The sequence below is a fragment of the Affinirhizobium lemnae genome (assembly GCF_022968395.1).
Classification (GTDB): Bacteria; Pseudomonadota; Alphaproteobacteria; order Rhizobiales; family Rhizobiaceae; genus Neorhizobium; species Neorhizobium lemnae.
Genome location: NZ_JALJQZ010000001.1, coordinates 14,947 through 29,543, shown reverse-complemented (window position 1 = coordinate 29,543; position 14,597 = coordinate 14,947). Strand labels below are relative to the sequence as shown.

Annotated in this window: 10 protein-coding genes; 8 read left to right on the top strand and 2 right to left on the bottom strand. The window is 57.0% G+C overall.

The window, feature by feature from the left end:
- Positions 1-147 precede the first annotated feature (147 nt).
- The 5 genes from MUU53_RS00140 (at position 148) to MUU53_RS00120 (ending at position 8,095) form a co-directional block, all read left to right on the top strand.
- A complete protein-coding gene (locus tag MUU53_RS00140) occupies positions 148-1,869 on the top strand; it encodes an adenylate/guanylate cyclase domain-containing protein (protein WP_247259048.1) in 1,722 nt (573 codons plus the stop codon).
- A 52-nt stretch (positions 1,870-1,921) separates the two neighbouring features.
- A complete protein-coding gene (locus tag MUU53_RS00135) occupies positions 1,922-3,085 on the top strand; it encodes a DUF3095 domain-containing protein (RefSeq protein ID WP_247259047.1) in 1,164 nt (387 codons plus the stop codon).
- A 296-nt stretch (positions 3,086-3,381) separates the two neighbouring features.
- The gene (locus tag MUU53_RS00130; protein ID WP_377307266.1) at positions 3,382-4,734 is read left to right on the top strand and encodes an adenylate/guanylate cyclase domain-containing protein; all 1,353 of its coding nucleotides are present in this window, start codon (positions 3,382-3,384) and stop codon (positions 4,732-4,734) included.
- A gap of 145 nt (positions 4,735-4,879) precedes the next feature.
- Positions 4,880-7,594, top strand: a complete 2,715-nt coding sequence (locus tag MUU53_RS00125) for an ABC transporter transmembrane domain-containing protein (protein ID WP_247259235.1) — start codon at positions 4,880-4,882, stop codon at positions 7,592-7,594.
- Between the two features lie 36 nt (positions 7,595-7,630).
- The gene (locus tag MUU53_RS00120) at positions 7,631-8,095 is read left to right on the top strand and encodes a cyclic nucleotide-binding domain-containing protein (protein ID WP_165133112.1); all 465 of its coding nucleotides are present in this window, start codon (positions 7,631-7,633) and stop codon (positions 8,093-8,095) included.
- A 37-nt stretch (positions 8,096-8,132) separates the two neighbouring features.
- On the opposite strand, the gene MUU53_RS00115 is transcribed toward MUU53_RS00120, so the two are convergent.
- Positions 8,133-8,525, bottom strand: a complete 393-nt coding sequence (locus MUU53_RS00115; RefSeq protein WP_247259045.1) for a PRC-barrel domain-containing protein — start codon at positions 8,523-8,525, stop codon at positions 8,133-8,135.
- Between the two features lie 230 nt (positions 8,526-8,755).
- On the opposite strand from MUU53_RS00115, the gene MUU53_RS00110 reads away from it, so the two are divergent.
- The 3 genes from MUU53_RS00110 to pgi all read left to right on the top strand — a co-directional run bounded on the left by MUU53_RS00110 (position 8,756) and on the right by pgi (position 13,512).
- Positions 8,756-10,450, top strand: coding sequence for a long-chain fatty acid--CoA ligase (locus tag MUU53_RS00110; protein WP_247259234.1), 1,695 nt, complete (start codon positions 8,756-8,758; stop codon positions 10,448-10,450).
- 106 nt (positions 10,451-10,556) lie between these two features.
- Complete coding sequence (locus MUU53_RS00105; RefSeq protein WP_247259233.1) at positions 10,557-11,813, top strand: alpha/beta hydrolase; 1,257 nt, start codon at positions 10,557-10,559, stop codon at positions 11,811-11,813.
- 82 nt (positions 11,814-11,895) lie between these two features.
- Positions 11,896-13,512: a glucose-6-phosphate isomerase gene (pgi, locus tag MUU53_RS00100; RefSeq protein ID WP_247259044.1), complete on the top strand. Its 1,617-nt coding sequence runs from the start codon at positions 11,896-11,898 to the stop codon at positions 13,510-13,512.
- A 75-nt stretch (positions 13,513-13,587) separates the two neighbouring features.
- On the opposite strand, the gene MUU53_RS00095 is transcribed toward pgi, so the two are convergent.
- Positions 13,588-14,514: a carbohydrate kinase family protein gene (locus MUU53_RS00095; RefSeq protein WP_247259043.1), complete on the bottom strand. Its 927-nt coding sequence runs from the start codon at positions 14,512-14,514 to the stop codon at positions 13,588-13,590.
- Positions 14,515-14,597 lie beyond the last annotated feature (83 nt).

Below are 14,597 nucleotides of genomic sequence, written 5' to 3'. Positions count from 1 at the left end.
CAGTTTTCGCCCCCAATCCCGCCACCCTTTCGACGGAATTACCAAAGACAAGTAAAATCCATTGATGTGGTCGCAGGCCCGGACGTTTACACCGGACCGCAAAGCTGCCATTTCAGCATCGAGTATGGACCGACGAGTCGAGGATGCATGGCCGCTGGGGCGATACGATCAATAGTGACGGAGCGCCAGTTGCGGCGCGCACGCCTCCTGTCGGGCCTGATCATCTTCACCTTCCTCGCAATGCATATGACCAACCATGTGTTCGGTCTGATCTCGGTCGAGATGGCAGATTACGCCCGCCGCTGGTTCTTGCCGATCTGGCGCAACAAGATCGGCTCGACCCTCCTCTACGGCTCCTTCATCGTTCACATCATTCTCGTGCTCGGTTCGCTTTACATGCGCCGTAGCCTTGCGATGCCATGGTCGGAGGCAGCGCAGATAACGCTTGGTCTTCTTGTACCGGTCCTCTTGATCGATCATATCGTCGCAACCCGCCTCTCATCATCCCTGTTTTACTTGCGGGACAGCTACGAGACGGTCGTCCATACCCTTTGGAGCAAGTCGCCCTTCAACGGTGCAAAGCAGTCCGTGGCGCTGGTCGTCATCTGGCTGCACGGTTGTATCGGCATCCATTTCTGGCTGCGATACCGGCCCTGGTATTCTGCAATCTGGCCGGGTGTTCTAACGATTGGCATTCTTCTACCGACGCTCTCCCTGCTAGGTTTTGTGCAGATGGGACGGACCATGGCAACGCCTGTCTACCTGCTGAGCGGCTATCCCGGCGGCTACTACGACCCGACCTCGCTCCCGGCAGATGCGAATGCCACCCTGATGCGGATTCGCTTCGCCATGCATGGAACCTTCCTGGCCTCAGTGCTTGGCGTCTTTGCGCTTCGTGCCTGGCGGTGGCTGAGAGAGCGGGCTCACCTTATTACCATCCGGTATCCGGGTGGCGAGGCCATCAGTGTCCCGCGAGGATATACCGTTCTGGAGGCAAGCCGAATGGCAGGCCGTCCTCACTATGCAGTGTGCGGGGGCAAGGGTCGCTGTTCGACATGTCGCGTTCAGGTCATCGAGGGAGAAGACAATCTTCCAGCCTGCGATCCGCAGGAAGAGCGGACACTCTCCCGTATCAAGGCCGGCAAAGGCGTACGTCTTGCCTGTCAACTGCGCCCGACGGGACCCGTTACCGTAACCCCCTTGCTGATGGCCAAGACGCCATCGGATGAAGCGCCGGACAGTTACGAGGCCATTCCCGGACGCGAGCGTGAAATCGCGGTTCTCTTTTGCGATATCCGCAACTTCACGACGCTGACCGAAAGCCGGCTGCCGTTCGATATCGTTTTTCTCCTGAACCGCTATTTCAACGTTGTCGGGCAGGCCGTGGAACAGGCGGGCGGCCGCATGGACAAGTTCATCGGCGATGGGGCCATGGCGCTGTTCGGCATAACCGGTTCCGAAGAGCTTGCCTGTCGACAGGCGCTGGACGCCGCGCGCCGCATCATCGAGGGGATCGAAAACCTGAACGAGCAGCTTTCGGGCGAGCTTCCTGACCCGCTTCGCATTGCAATCGGCATTCATACGGGTCCGGCAGTGGTCGGAACTCTGGGTTATGGCAATGCTCGTACGCTGACAGCCATTGGTGATACGGTGAACGTTGCGAGCCGTCTGGAAGCCGTTGCCAAGGATCTGGATACGAAGCTCGTAATGTCCGCTCCCGTTGCCGATCTGGCAGGTCTCGACTTCTCCTCCATCCCCAGTCGCGAAATCAGCGTTCGTGGAAGAACCGAACCGCTCAAGGTCTATGTGTTTGAGAAGGGCGTCCGGAAGGCGCTTGAGGGTCTCGATCTGGATCCAGGTTCAGCGTGATGAACAAGAGAATGCGCGTGCGCCCACCAAGGGTTCATGTTAGCCTCTTTTCATGCAATCCGAGAGCAACGCTTTTTTCTATTCCGCCCTTCCCGTTCTGACGCGGTTCGAAGGCGTGACGGATGCGGAAAACTACACCCCTCTTCCCAACGACTGGTTCCTCGCGCTTGCCGATATCGTCGGTTCGACAGGGGCGATTGCCGAGGGACGATACAAGGACGTGAACATGGCGGGCGCCAGCGTCATATCAGCAATCCTCAACGTGTTGGACGAGACGGATTACCCGTTTGTCTTCGGCGGAGACGGCGCCCTTGTCGCCATTCCGCCCACGAAACGGCTGGATGCACGTCAGGCACTTGCTTCGGTTTGTCGTTGGGTCCAAGAGGAATTACGCCTCGATATGCGCGTTGCTCTCGTTCCAATGACGGACGTGCGCAAGGCCGGATGCGATGTGGGCGTTGCGCGGTTTGCGGCAAGTCCCTCGGTATCGTATGCTATGTTCAACGGAGGCGGTGCCAGCTGGGCCGAACAGCAGATGAAGGCGGGACACTTTCTCGTCGAGGAGGAGAGCGCCGCCCAGCCGGATCTGACCGGATTATCCTGCCGCTGGGACGCGATCCCAAGTCAGCGAGGTCAGATCGTCTCACTCATCGTCAGCCCGACGTCGCCGTCGACGATGCGCGAGTTCCGGGATCTGATGATGAGGTTGATATCAATCACCAGCCAATCCTCCCGGGAGAGCCATCCCGTGCCGGAAGAAGGCCCGCCTCTGCGCTACAATGAGCAAAGCATTGAGCGGGAAGCACACGCAACGGCGACATCGGACAAGAGAGGAGCGCGAAAGTGGGCCATCCGGATGCAGATCTGGCTGACGATCCTGCTCTATCGTTTCAATCTGTCGCTGGGGCGCTTCAACGCGCGTCAGTACGCCCGGGACGTGGCCCAGAATTCGGACTTTCGCAAATTCGACGATGGCCTCAAAATGACGCTTGACGTGGATGCCCATCAGTTGGCGCAAATCCGAGCCCTGCTGGAGACCGGTAAGGGCAATGGTATCTGTGACTATGGGCTGCACAGTCAGGAAAGCGCGCTAATGACCTGCCTCGTTTTCAATCCGCTTTCCCACAATCATGTCCATTTCATCGATGGAGCAAACGGCGGATATGCACTGGCAGCCAGCCAGCTTGCGAACCGGCCCAAACCGACGATCCCGTAAAGTTCGATCACATTTTTCGCTCGACCGACGGAAAATGAACCGGACTTCGTAAAACCTTCAAGATGGGCTTGTTTGAAAAATGGTCCATACCGATCTGATGAACGTATTCGATTATACTGATATCGAGCTAACCCCGAAGCGTGTCGCGAGGCTGTAGTTCGTTTCAATGCTTTATGCGTTGCTTTGCAAGCGGCACGCTTTTGAGCGATATGCTCGAGATTATGCGATTCCGGATCGCCGGGCTCGCAAGACCTGCACGACAGTGCCTCAAACGCAGGCACGGATCATCTCAAGGCATTGCTATGACGACAGCTCATGTTTCCTCGATCTTTATGGACAAGGTTGCCGACTGGTTGACCCGAACGGCTCTTTCCGGGGCCTCACTCGAGCAGATCGTCCGCGGCTTCTGCGAGCGCATCGCCGCAGCGGGGCTACCCGTCATTCGGGTGCATCTTTCCTTTGCGATGCTGCATCCACTTTACGATGCCCTTGGCTTCACTTGGCGGCAGCAAAGCGGACTGGAAATCGAGGGATACCGCCACGACAACGGCAACAACGACGTTTTCCTGAAAAGCCCGTACTTCCAGCTCCTGAGCAATGGACTGGATTATCTGCGCCGCAAGATCCCGGCCGATGGACCGGTGGAATTCCCAGTCTTCGAGGATCTGCGGCGTGAAAACGTAACGGACTATATCGCTTTCATGCAGCCCTTCGGCGATGATTCCGTGCAAGGAATGATGGGCTCCTGGTCGACGGACGCACCTGGCGGTTTCACCGAGGAAATGGTCGGCGCCCTCATGCGTCTACAAAACTATCTGGCTGTCGCAGCGAAGATGGCGGTGCTGGATAAGCTCGCCAGCAACATGTTGACCACCTATCTGGGCATGGATGCCGGACAGCGGGTTCTGAAAGGGCAGGTTCGTCGCGGCGACGGTGAAACGATCCGGGCCGCACTTGTGATGGGCGATATGCGGGAATCGACGTCTTTGGCAGACAAGGAAAGCCGTCAGGATTACATCGACACGCTGAACGCATTCTTCGACGCTCTGGCTGCTCCCTTCAATCGCAATGGCGGCCAGATCCTGAGCTTCCTGGGGGATGGTTTTCTTGCTGTTTATCCCTGTGACAGACATCGCGAGCCTTCCCGCGAGGCAGCACAAGCCGCAATGTCGGCGGTCCGACAGGCGCAGATCCGGATGGAGGATCTCAATGCCGGGCGTCGAAAGACAGGCCTCCACCCGATTTCGTTCGGTCTTGGGCTGCACATCGGCAATGTCATGTTTGGCAATGTGGGTCTTCGCGATCGCCTGACTTTCTCCGCCTTCGGCTCCGCCGTCAATGAAGTCGTCCGCCTTCAGGAGCTGACGAAGAAGCATGAGTGCGACGTGATCGCCAGCGAAGCCTTTGCGGACTATTGCGAGAGTGAGTGGATCAACCTCGGGGACCGCAAGCTGCGCGGCGTGCGCCAGAAAGTGACGATCATGAAGCCAGCGCCTGCAACAGAGGCCTTGAGACGGGATGATGTGGTCGCCGATCTTCGGCACCAGGCACTTTCCGAAGCCGAACGGCTTATCCTGCTGCACCGCGACGCGGCGGCGGGGAAGCCGGACAAGCGAGCCCCGCGCCTCCTCGACAAGTTTCTGCAATAGGCCTGCAGTCACGTTTTGAACATCTGCTTGATGGTCTGCCCTTGGAAGGCGCCACAAAACTGCTAGTTTCTCCAGACGGCTGGCTTATATCCGCGCAAGGCCGATGTGATGGAGCGACGATGAAGCAGGTCACCTGTCGATGAGGATGGAAAAGGGACTGGCGCGGTACATCTGGCGCAACACCTCCCGGCAGCAATTGTGGATTCTCGCGATCGTTGCCCTGTCGATGATCCCTTACTTCCTGTCTTTCGACCTGCCAAAGCAGATCGTCAACGGACCGATCCAGGGCCAGGGTTTCGAGGATGTCGATGCCACCCGTACGTTCATGGAACTGTCTCCGACGCTTCCGCTGATCGGTGAAGTCCATCTGTTCAGCGGTTTCGAGCTTGATCGACTGCAGACTTTGCTGGCGCTCAGCTTCGTGTTCCTGGGCCTTGTCGTCCTAAACGGTCTCTTCAAATTCTACATCAATACCTATAAGGGACGACTTGGCGAACGGATGCTGAGGCGTATCCGCTTCGACCTGATAGACCGTGTCCTGCGCTTCCCGCCAAACCAGTTCAAGAAGATAAAATCCGCCGAGATCGCCACAATGATCAAGGACGAGGTCGAGCCTCTTGGCGGTTTCACAGGAGATGCCTTCGTTCAGCCGGCGCTTCTGGGCGGTCAGGCCATCACCGCGCTCACCTTCATTATTCTTCAGAATTTCTGGCTGGGCATGATTGCGGCGAGCATCGTTTGCGTTCAGGCCGTCATCATTCCCCGTATGAGGCGGCGCCTGCTCGAACTGGGACGTCAGCGCCAGTTGACGGCGCGACAACTATCCGGACGTGTGAGCGAGATCGTTGACGGAATTCACTCCATCCACGCGCATGATACCTCTAACCTGGAACGTGCAGACATTGCTCAGAGGCTGGGCCTCATCTTCACCATTCGATACGACCTTTATCAGTGGAAGTTCCTCGTCAAGTTCATCAATAACTTTCTGGCGCAGGTCACGCCTTTCCTGTTCTACGTCATCGGTGGCTATCTGGTCCTGCAGGGTCGTCTGGATGTAGGGCAGCTGGTAGCGGTCATCGCGGCCTACAAGGATCTTCCGGGGCCCTTGAAGGAATTGATCGACTGGGATCAGGCACGCCAGGATGTTCAGGTAAAATATGCTCAGGTGGTCGAGCAGTTCGACATCGAACATCTCGTCCCCGCCGAGGTGCAGACGGTGATGCGGGAGCCTGTCGAGAGGCTGGCTGCTCCGCTGGTCGCATCCAATCTTCTTGTGACCGATGACAGCGGAGCCCCCATTCTAAACCGGGTATCGATTGAGATCCAGCCGAACGAGACAATCGCGATCCTTGGGCAAAACGGCGCAGGCGGCGAGGCCGTAGCCGAAGCATTCGGTCGCGTCGTGTGGCCCGATAGCGGCAAGATCACGATTGGCGGGCAGGATATACTGGAAATGCCGGAATCGGTAACCGGTCGCCGTATCAGCTTTGCCTCTTCTGACGCGCATTTCTTTCAGGGCACCTTGCGTGACAATCTGTTCTACGGCCTGAAGCATGCGCCCCTGACGGAAACGACCTACAAGGGAAGCGAGGCGAGGCAATTCAAGCGGAACCTTTTGGAAGCGCAGCGATCGGGAAATCCATCGTTCGACCTCAACAGCGACTGGATCGATTATGACGCGGCTGGCGCCACAGGCCCTGACGACCTCCTCAAGGTCATTCGTCCCGTGCTGGATGCGGTGATGATTTCACAGGATATCTTCGATCTGGCACTGCGGTCCAAGGTCGATCTTGCCGCTCATCCGGCCATGAGCGAGGTAATTGTCGAGGTTCGCGCAGCGTTGCAAAGACGTCTTGCAGAGGAAGATCTCGCAGGCACTGTGGTGCCATTCCAGCCGGACAACTACAACGATCAGGCAACCGTTGGCGAAAATCTTCTGTTTGGAACCATGAGGCAGTCGATGCTGACGCCCGCCACACTCGCCGCACATCCCTATTTCAAGCAAATCATGCGGGAAACGGGGCTGAGCAACGATCTCTACGCCATGGGTCTCGAGATTGCCGAGACTGCCGTCGAACTTTTCCGCGATTTGCCTCCAGACAATCCGTTCTTCCAGCAGCTTACCTTCATGTCCGCCGAAGACATTCCGGCCTATGAGGAGCTTCTGCAATCGCTCAAAGGAACGACGGCTGAAGAGGCATCTTCCGAAGACCGTATTAACATCATCCGCCTGAGCTTTGCCTATATCGAGCCCCGGCACCGCTTCGGCCTCCTTACACCCGAGTTGCGTGAGAAGATCGTCCAGGCGCGCCAAAGATTCTATGCCGATTTGCCGGAAGACCTGGCGACAATGATAGAGCGGCACGATCCAGCCAAGTTTTCGGAATCAGCCTCTCTCATCGACAATGTGCTTTTCGGCCGGATCGCCTATAGTGAAGCGGATGCTTCGGACCGCATCAAGCGCATCGCTCGCGATATTTTTGCCGAGATGGATCTGGAACATAACGTCCTGTCGATCGGGCTGGATTTCGATGTGGGTACGCAAGGTCGGCGTCTGACGAATGTGCAGCGGCAGAAGCTCAATCTCGCCCGGGTACTGCTGAAGCGATCAGACTACTTCATCTTCAACCGGCCACTCCCAGCACTGGACCAGAGGGCGCAGGACCAGATCGTAAACAACATCATGCGTGACCTGCACAGGGATGGCTATCGACCAGCAATCATCTGGGTTCTGCCTACCGCCGATGTTGCGCAACTTTTCGATCGTATTCTGGTTTTCGAGGGCGGGAACCTTGTCGAAAACGGCGCCTATGATGAAGTTTTCGATAAAAACGGTATGTTCAAGCAATTGGTCTCATAATATCGTATTGCTGGAGGAACAGGGGTAGGTGTGCGGATGCTGCTGAAAGATGAAGTCGAAATGCTGCGGCGCGTGCCGCTGTTTTCGAAGATCGCTCCGGCGAAACTGAAGCTGCTGGCTTTTGCTTCCGAACGTCTGAATTGTCGGGAGGGGCAAAATCTGTTCCGTCAGGGCGATCCCGGCGATGCCGCCTATGTGGTGCTTTCGGGCACGGCGGACGTTCTGGTCAATTCGAATGGCGATGAAGTAAAAGTTGCTGATGTCGAGCAAAACTCGATCGTGGGCGAGATCGCCATCCTGTGCGATGTTTCGCGCACCGCGACCGTCCGGGCAACCTCACGCCTTGAGGTCCTGAAGATCAGCAAGGAAAATTTTCTAGGGCTGATGAATGATTTTCCGGATATGGCAGTTGAGATCATGCGCGTCCTTGCAGACCGCCTGAACCACACGACCTCCGAATTGACTGCTGCGCGCGCCCGGGAACAGCGCGCGACAACCTGATACAAATCAGGACCCTTTCGGGTCCTGATCGGGATGGTTACATCCAGTATGGCGGGACGCCATAGTAATCGTAGATCGTCCGATCTTTTTCACGATACCAGGTATCATCATTCAGATCGCTGTATCGGGGTGCGCCCGTGATTTGGTCCTTCGTTAGGTCAATGCGGTAACCATCTAGCTGCTCGTCATAGCGAAGCTTCTCCCAAGGCAGCGGATAGTAGTCATCGCCGATGCCGAGGAAACCGCCAAAGCTTAGTACGGCATAGGCAACGCGTCCGCCGCGCTTTTCCAGCATAATGCGTTGTATGGAACCGATCTTCTTGCCGTCGGCCCCGTAAACGCTCGTGCCCTCCACCTTGTCGCTGGCGATGAGAGCACGTGTGTCCTTCGCATATGGATCCTGTCCGCGGGTCGTTTCCTGATGCAACATTGTGCACCTCCTCTTGCTGAAGTTCTGATGATCTAACCCTTCACGAAGAGACAGGTTCCGCAAAAATCCGTTCAAGACTGTCGTTGAATAATTGACGCTTACGTCAAAGTTATTTAGCGTTGGAATAAATCGGGTGTAAGATCCGTATACAACAGTATCGGAGAGGCAGGATGGGAGTGGAGGCTCGCCCGTCTCTCGGCTTGAGGAGGAGAACGCCGCCAATGAACGAAATGTCTCAAACAGCCCTGCACCCGGCGGCCAAGAAGATCTGGCTTGCCTCTTACCCGCCAACAGTACCTGCCGAACTGCCGCCGCTGGCCCATCGCTCGATCGGACAGTTGTTCGACGAAAGCTGCGCACGCTTTGCCGACCGGACGGCCTATTCCAGCATGGACAAGGCGCTTACGTTTCGCGAACTTGAACAGGAAAGCCGGAAAGTGGGCGCCTGGCTGCAGGCACGCGGCCTCGCAAAAGGCGACCGCGTTGCTGTGATGATGCCGAACATTCTGCAAAACCCGGTCGTCGTCTTCGGCATTCTTCGTGCCGGGTTCGTGGTCGTGAACGTCAATCCGCTCTATACGCCGCGCGAACTGGAGCATCAGTTGAACGATGCCGGAGCGAAGGCGATCTTCGTGCTGGAGAACTTTGCGCATACGGTTCAGCAGGTTCTATCAAAGACCTCGGTCAAGCATGTTGTCGTCACAAAGATGGGCGACATGCTGGGACTGAAAGGGCACATCGTCAACTTCGTCGTGCGCAAGGTGAAGAAGCTTGTCCCTGCATGGAGCATACCGACTGCCATTTCGTTCAAGACTGTTCTTGGCGACGGCGCGAAAGCCACGCTGACCCCCGCTGACGCGAACCTCGATGATCTTGCATTTCTGCAATATACCGGGGGAACGACCGGCGTCTCCAAGGGTGCCATGCTCACGCATCGCAATCTCTTGTCGAACAAGGACCAGATGGCCTACTGGCTGGAAACAGCTTTCATCCGCAGTGACAGACCTGCCGTGATGACCTTCCTGTGCGCGCTGCCGCTCTATCACATCTTTGCACTGACGGTAAATTCCCTGATGGGTGTCGCAATCGGTGCGCACAATGTTCTCATTGCCAACCCGCGCGACCTGCCGAGCCTGGTGAAGGATATTCAGAAGCACAAGATCCATATCTTTCCGGGTCTCAACACGCTCTTCAACGCCCTGCTGAACAATGCTGAATTCCAGAAGCTGGACCATTCATCCCTGTTGATGGTCTTCGGCGGCGGCATGGCCGTTCAACGCCCTGTTGCGGAACGTTGGCACAAGATGACGGGCTGCCCGATCACTGAAGGCTATGGCCTTTCCGAAACGTCCCCGGTCGCGACCGTCAACCGCATCGATATTCCCGAGTTTACCGGAACCATCGGCTTGCCCGTCCCTTCGACCGAGGTCAGCATCCGTGACGAGGATGGTAACCCCCTCGTCTTTGGCGAGGTTGGCGAAATCTGCATTCGCGGACCGCAGGTCATGGCTGGCTACTGGAACCGTCTGGACGAGACGGAGAAGGTGATGACGCCTGACGGGTTCTTCCGGACAGGTGACATGGGGTATATGGACGAACGCGGTTACACCAAGATCGTGGATCGCAAGAAGGACATGATTCTTGTGTCCGGCTTCAATGTCTATCCGAATGAGGTCGAAGAGGTTGCGGCCAGCCATCCGGGCGTTCTTGAATGCGCAGCCGTTGGCGTGCCTGACGAGAACTCCGGCGAGGCGGTGAAACTCTTCGTGGTGAAGCGCGATCCGAGCCTGACGGAAGCAGACCTGAAGGCGCATTGTGCAAGTAGCCTCACGAACTACAAGCGGCCCAAATTCATCGAGTTTCGTACGGAATTGCCGAAGACGCCGGTTGGAAAGATTCTCCGGCGCGAACTTCGCCCGAAGTAAAGAGCCGCACCAGGTGCACTTGCGTCAGATGTAAACTGGACGCAAACTTAACCCTTGGTTAAACCCTTAAGAGGCCGCTCATAACGGGCGGCCTTTCGTGTTTCTGATGGTGTGGATCGTGATCGTCCAAATTCCAAGTTCGAAGCGGCTCGCCGTCACCCTGTTCATCGGCCTTCTGCTGGGTTCCTGCGCAGGCCGCCCTGAAGGCGTTCTCGTGCCGGTGAAAGAAACTTCCGCGAACGCATCGAAAGTGGATGTCCTGGTGGCAACGACCCGCAAGGCATCACCAGCGCCTGGCGTTTTGTTTTCCGGTGAGCGGGGAAGAGAACCGCAATTGACGGAAATCGAGATTTCCATTCCACCGGATTCGAAGCGCAGCATAGGTCAGGTTCAATGGCCGACACGCCTGCCCGCCGATCCATCGAAGGATTTTGCGACACTTTCCGTCAATGAGATGACCCCCGAAAAGGCACAAGGCTGGGTGCGCGAGCATCTGCCCAAAAGCCGTCGCGTGCTGATCTTCGTCCACGGCTTTAACAATCGGTACGAAGATGCAGTTTATCGCTTTGCGCAGATCGTGCATGACAGCCGCGCAGATGTCGCGCCCATTCTGTTCACCTGGCCATCACGCGGCAGTATTTTTGCCTATAACTACGACAAGGAAAGCACGAACTTCTCTCGCGATGCACTCGAATCCATGTTGCGCCGGGTCTCGAAAGATCCCAAGGTCGGAGAAGTCACGATCATGGCTCATTCGATGGGCTCCTGGTTGACCGTGGAAGCGCTTCGGCAGATGGCCATTCGAGACGGGCGCGTCAATTCAAAAATCCAGAACGTGATCCTCGCCTCCCCTGACCTCGATGTGGATGTGTTTGGCAGGCAGATGGATGAAATCGGGCCAAAGCGACCGAAGTTTACGCTGTTCGTCTCTCAGGACGACCGAGCCCTCGCCCTGTCGAAGCGGATCTCAGGCAATGTCGATCGCCTCGGCCAGATTGATCCTCGTCAGGAGCCCTATCGCACCAGGCTGGAGGAAGCCGGCATCACCGTTCTTGATCTGACCGCGCTGCAGGTCGGCGACAGGCTCAACCACGGGAAATTTGCCGAAAGTCCGGAAGTGGTCAAACTGCTTGGTAACCGCCTCATCGCGGGTCAGACGGTGACCGATTCCCAGGTCGGGCTCGGCGAAGGACTGGGGGCCATAGCTATTGGAACGGCGCAAACTGTAGGAACCGCGGCCAGTGTTGCCGTTAGCACCCCGATCGCCATCTTCGATCCAAACACTCGGAGAAGTTATGGGGATCAAGTCGGCAGGCTTGGGGAATCGCTGGGCGGCACAGTCCAGACGGTTGTCGGCCAATAAAACTAAATCGATTGAATTCGACTTGATTTGCGCTACAAAGCGAATAGGTTCCCACTCATCTCAAGGAGCATGAGGAAGTACCATGCAAGCTATTGTCGATGCGCTGAAAGCGACCATAACCCGCACGAATGCAACAGACCTGCAAGCCTCTTTCGCGAGAGACGCAGGGCGTTTCAGCTCCTTCAGCGCACGTTTCGATGATCTGCTGATGGATTTCTCGAAATGCGCTGTGAATGATGAGATCATGGCGCTGCTTGAAAAGCTGTTCACAGAGGGCGCGGTTGCGGAAAAGCGGGAAGAGATGTTTGCCGGAAAGGCCATCAATTTCACCGAGAACCGCGCCGTACTCCATACTGCGCTTCGCAATCGCTCCAACACGCCGGTTCTTGTGGACGGCAAGGATGTAATGCCGGACGTGAATGCGGTTCTGGATGCCATGGGCAAGTTCGCAGATGGCGTCCGCTCCGGCACCCTGAACGGCGCGACCGGGAAAAAGATCACGGATGTCGTGAACATCGGCATTGGCGGCTCGGATCTTGGACCCGTGATGGCGACGCTTGCGCTTGCCCCGTTCCATGATGGGCCTCGCGCACATTTCGTCTCAAACGTGGATGGCGCGCATATTGCTGATACCCTGAAGTTGCTCGATGCCGAGACGACGCTCTTCATCGTCGCATCGAAGACCTTCACCACAATCGAGACGATGACCAATGCAGCGACAGCGCGTGCCTTCATTGCCGACAAACTTGGGGAAGAGGCTGTGAAGTGCCACTTTGCCGCTGTCTCGACCGCACTGGAAAAGGTCGCAGCCTTCGGTATCGAAAGCGACCGCATCTTCGGTTTCTGGGACTGGGTGGGCGGGCGCTATTCGATCTGGTCCGCCATCGGCCTGCCGTTGATGCTGGCCATCGGTCCGGAGAATTTCGGTGGCTTCCTGGATGGCGCCCATGCCATGGACAAGCATTTCCGGAAGGCGCCTGTGCGCGAGAACCTTCCGGCTCTGCTTGGTCTCATCGGCTTCTACCATCGCAATGTGCTGGACTATCCGTCTCGCGCCATTCTTCCCTACGATCAGCGGCTTTCCCGCTTTCCGGCCTATCTGCAGCAACTGGATATGGAATCGAACGGCAAGGGCGTCACCATCGACGGTACGCCGGTCGAAGGGCAGTCCGGTCCGGTGGTTTGGGGCGAGCCCGGCACCAATGGGCAACATGCATTCTATCAGCTCATCCATCAGGGAACGAGCGTGATCCCGGCAGAATTCATGGTGGCGGCAAAGGGTTTCGAGCCCAATCTGCGCCACCAGCACGAGCTCCTGATCGCCAATTGCCTGGCGCAATCAGCGGCACTGATGAAAGGGCGCACGCTTGAGGAAGCCAAGGCGCAGCTTCTTAAATCCGGAATGGACGAAGCGAAAGCCGATCACATTGCGCCGCATCGCGTCTTTTCCGGCAATCGGCCTTCGATCACCTTCGTCTATGATCAGCTGACGCCGTTCGCGCTCGGTCGCCTGATCGCGCTCTACGAACATCGCGTCTTCGTCGAGGGCGTTCTCTTCCGGATCAACTCCTTCGACCAGTGGGGCGTTGAACTCGGCAAGGAACTGGCAACCGGCCTCCTGCCAGTCGTTCAGGGTAAACAGGGCACGGATGGACAGGATGCGTCCACAGCGGGCCTCGTGAAGGCGCTGCTCGGCTGATACGAAACTACATTCCAAATGTAAGGGGCAGCGACCATTGGTACCGCCCCTTGCTCGTTTTGATCACTGAAAAAATCAGAGACCAATCTCATGCGCATAGGGCGGGTTGGCACCGGCGCGCGACACGGTTACGGCTGCGGCCTTGGCGCCGAGCGCCAGCGCGTCTCGCACTGCCTGTTCCGAAAGATTGGCAACCTTTTCCTTGGTCAGCAAATTCTGCCGCTTCAGAGAGGCAAGAATGCCAGCATCGAAGGTATCGCCCGCACCAACCGTATCGACAACGGTAACGCGCTCTGCCGGGACAGCAACCTTGAAGGAGGCCGTGTAACCCACTGCACCCTCTGCACCGCGCGTGATGACAATCAGCTTGGCACCCTGGTCGAGCCAGTACTTCGCAAGTTCATCGTGATCGCCTTCCATGCCGAACCATTCCAGATCCTCGTCGGAGAATTTGATGATGTCGGACATGGCCGCCATACGCGCCACACGACCGTGATGCTTCTCTCGGTCCTTGATGAAGCCTGGCCGAATATTGGGATCAAAGGAAATGACGCGCTTCTGATATTCGCGTGCCATCAGGGTCTCATAGGTTTCTCCGCAAGGCTCCGGGATAAGGCTGATTGCACCGAAATGCATGGCCTCAATCTCATCGCTCAACTCAGGCAGATCATCGCGCAATAGCATCCGGCCTGCGGTACCTTCATCGTAGAAGGCATAAGTTGCATGCCCGTTGACCAGCTTCACGAAGGCAATCGTGGTGGGGCGCGAAGAGGTTGCACAAAGGCGATAGTCCACATGGCTCTGCTTCAGGGTATCTCGCAGGATGTCCCCCATCATGTCGTCGGAAAGCCCGGTGAAAAAGGCGGCTGGCTGGCCGAGACGACCAAGCGCGATGGCCGTATTGAAAATCGCACCACCAGCGTAGGGCGCGAAGCCGTTTTCTCCTCGCGTCGTTTCCCGCGGCAGCATGTCGATAAGCGCCTCACCACAGCACAAGATCATCGTAACCCTCCCATCGGGTCGGCAGGACCCATTCAATCGATTAAATCAATCCATCGGAGAAATCCAGTACAATTAGACAATTG

Bases quoted from the DNA above. Each gene is read 5' to 3' on its own strand.
- MUU53_RS00140 (WP_247259048.1), top strand. From the start codon at position 148: ATGGCCGCTGGGGCGATACGATCAATAGTGACGGAGCGCCAGTTGCGG.
- MUU53_RS00135 (WP_247259047.1), top strand. From the start codon at position 1,922: ATGCAATCCGAGAGCAACGCTTTTTTCTATTCCGCCCTTCCCGTTCTG.
- MUU53_RS00125 (WP_247259235.1), top strand. From the start codon at position 4,880: ATGGAAAAGGGACTGGCGCGGTACATCTGGCGCAACACCTCCCGGCAG.
- MUU53_RS00120 (WP_165133112.1), top strand. From the start codon at position 7,631: ATGCTGCTGAAAGATGAAGTCGAAATGCTGCGGCGCGTGCCGCTGTTT.
- MUU53_RS00115 (WP_247259045.1), bottom strand. From the start codon at position 8,525: ATGTTGCATCAGGAAACGACCCGCGGACAGGATCCATATGCGAAGGAC.
- MUU53_RS00110 (WP_247259234.1), top strand. From the start codon at position 8,756: ATGTCTCAAACAGCCCTGCACCCGGCGGCCAAGAAGATCTGGCTTGCC.
- MUU53_RS00105 (WP_247259233.1), top strand. From the start codon at position 10,557: ATGGTGTGGATCGTGATCGTCCAAATTCCAAGTTCGAAGCGGCTCGCC.
- pgi (WP_247259044.1), top strand. From the start codon at position 11,896: ATGCAAGCTATTGTCGATGCGCTGAAAGCGACCATAACCCGCACGAAT.
- MUU53_RS00095 (WP_247259043.1), bottom strand. From the start codon at position 14,514: ATGATCTTGTGCTGTGGTGAGGCGCTTATCGACATGCTGCCGCGGGAA.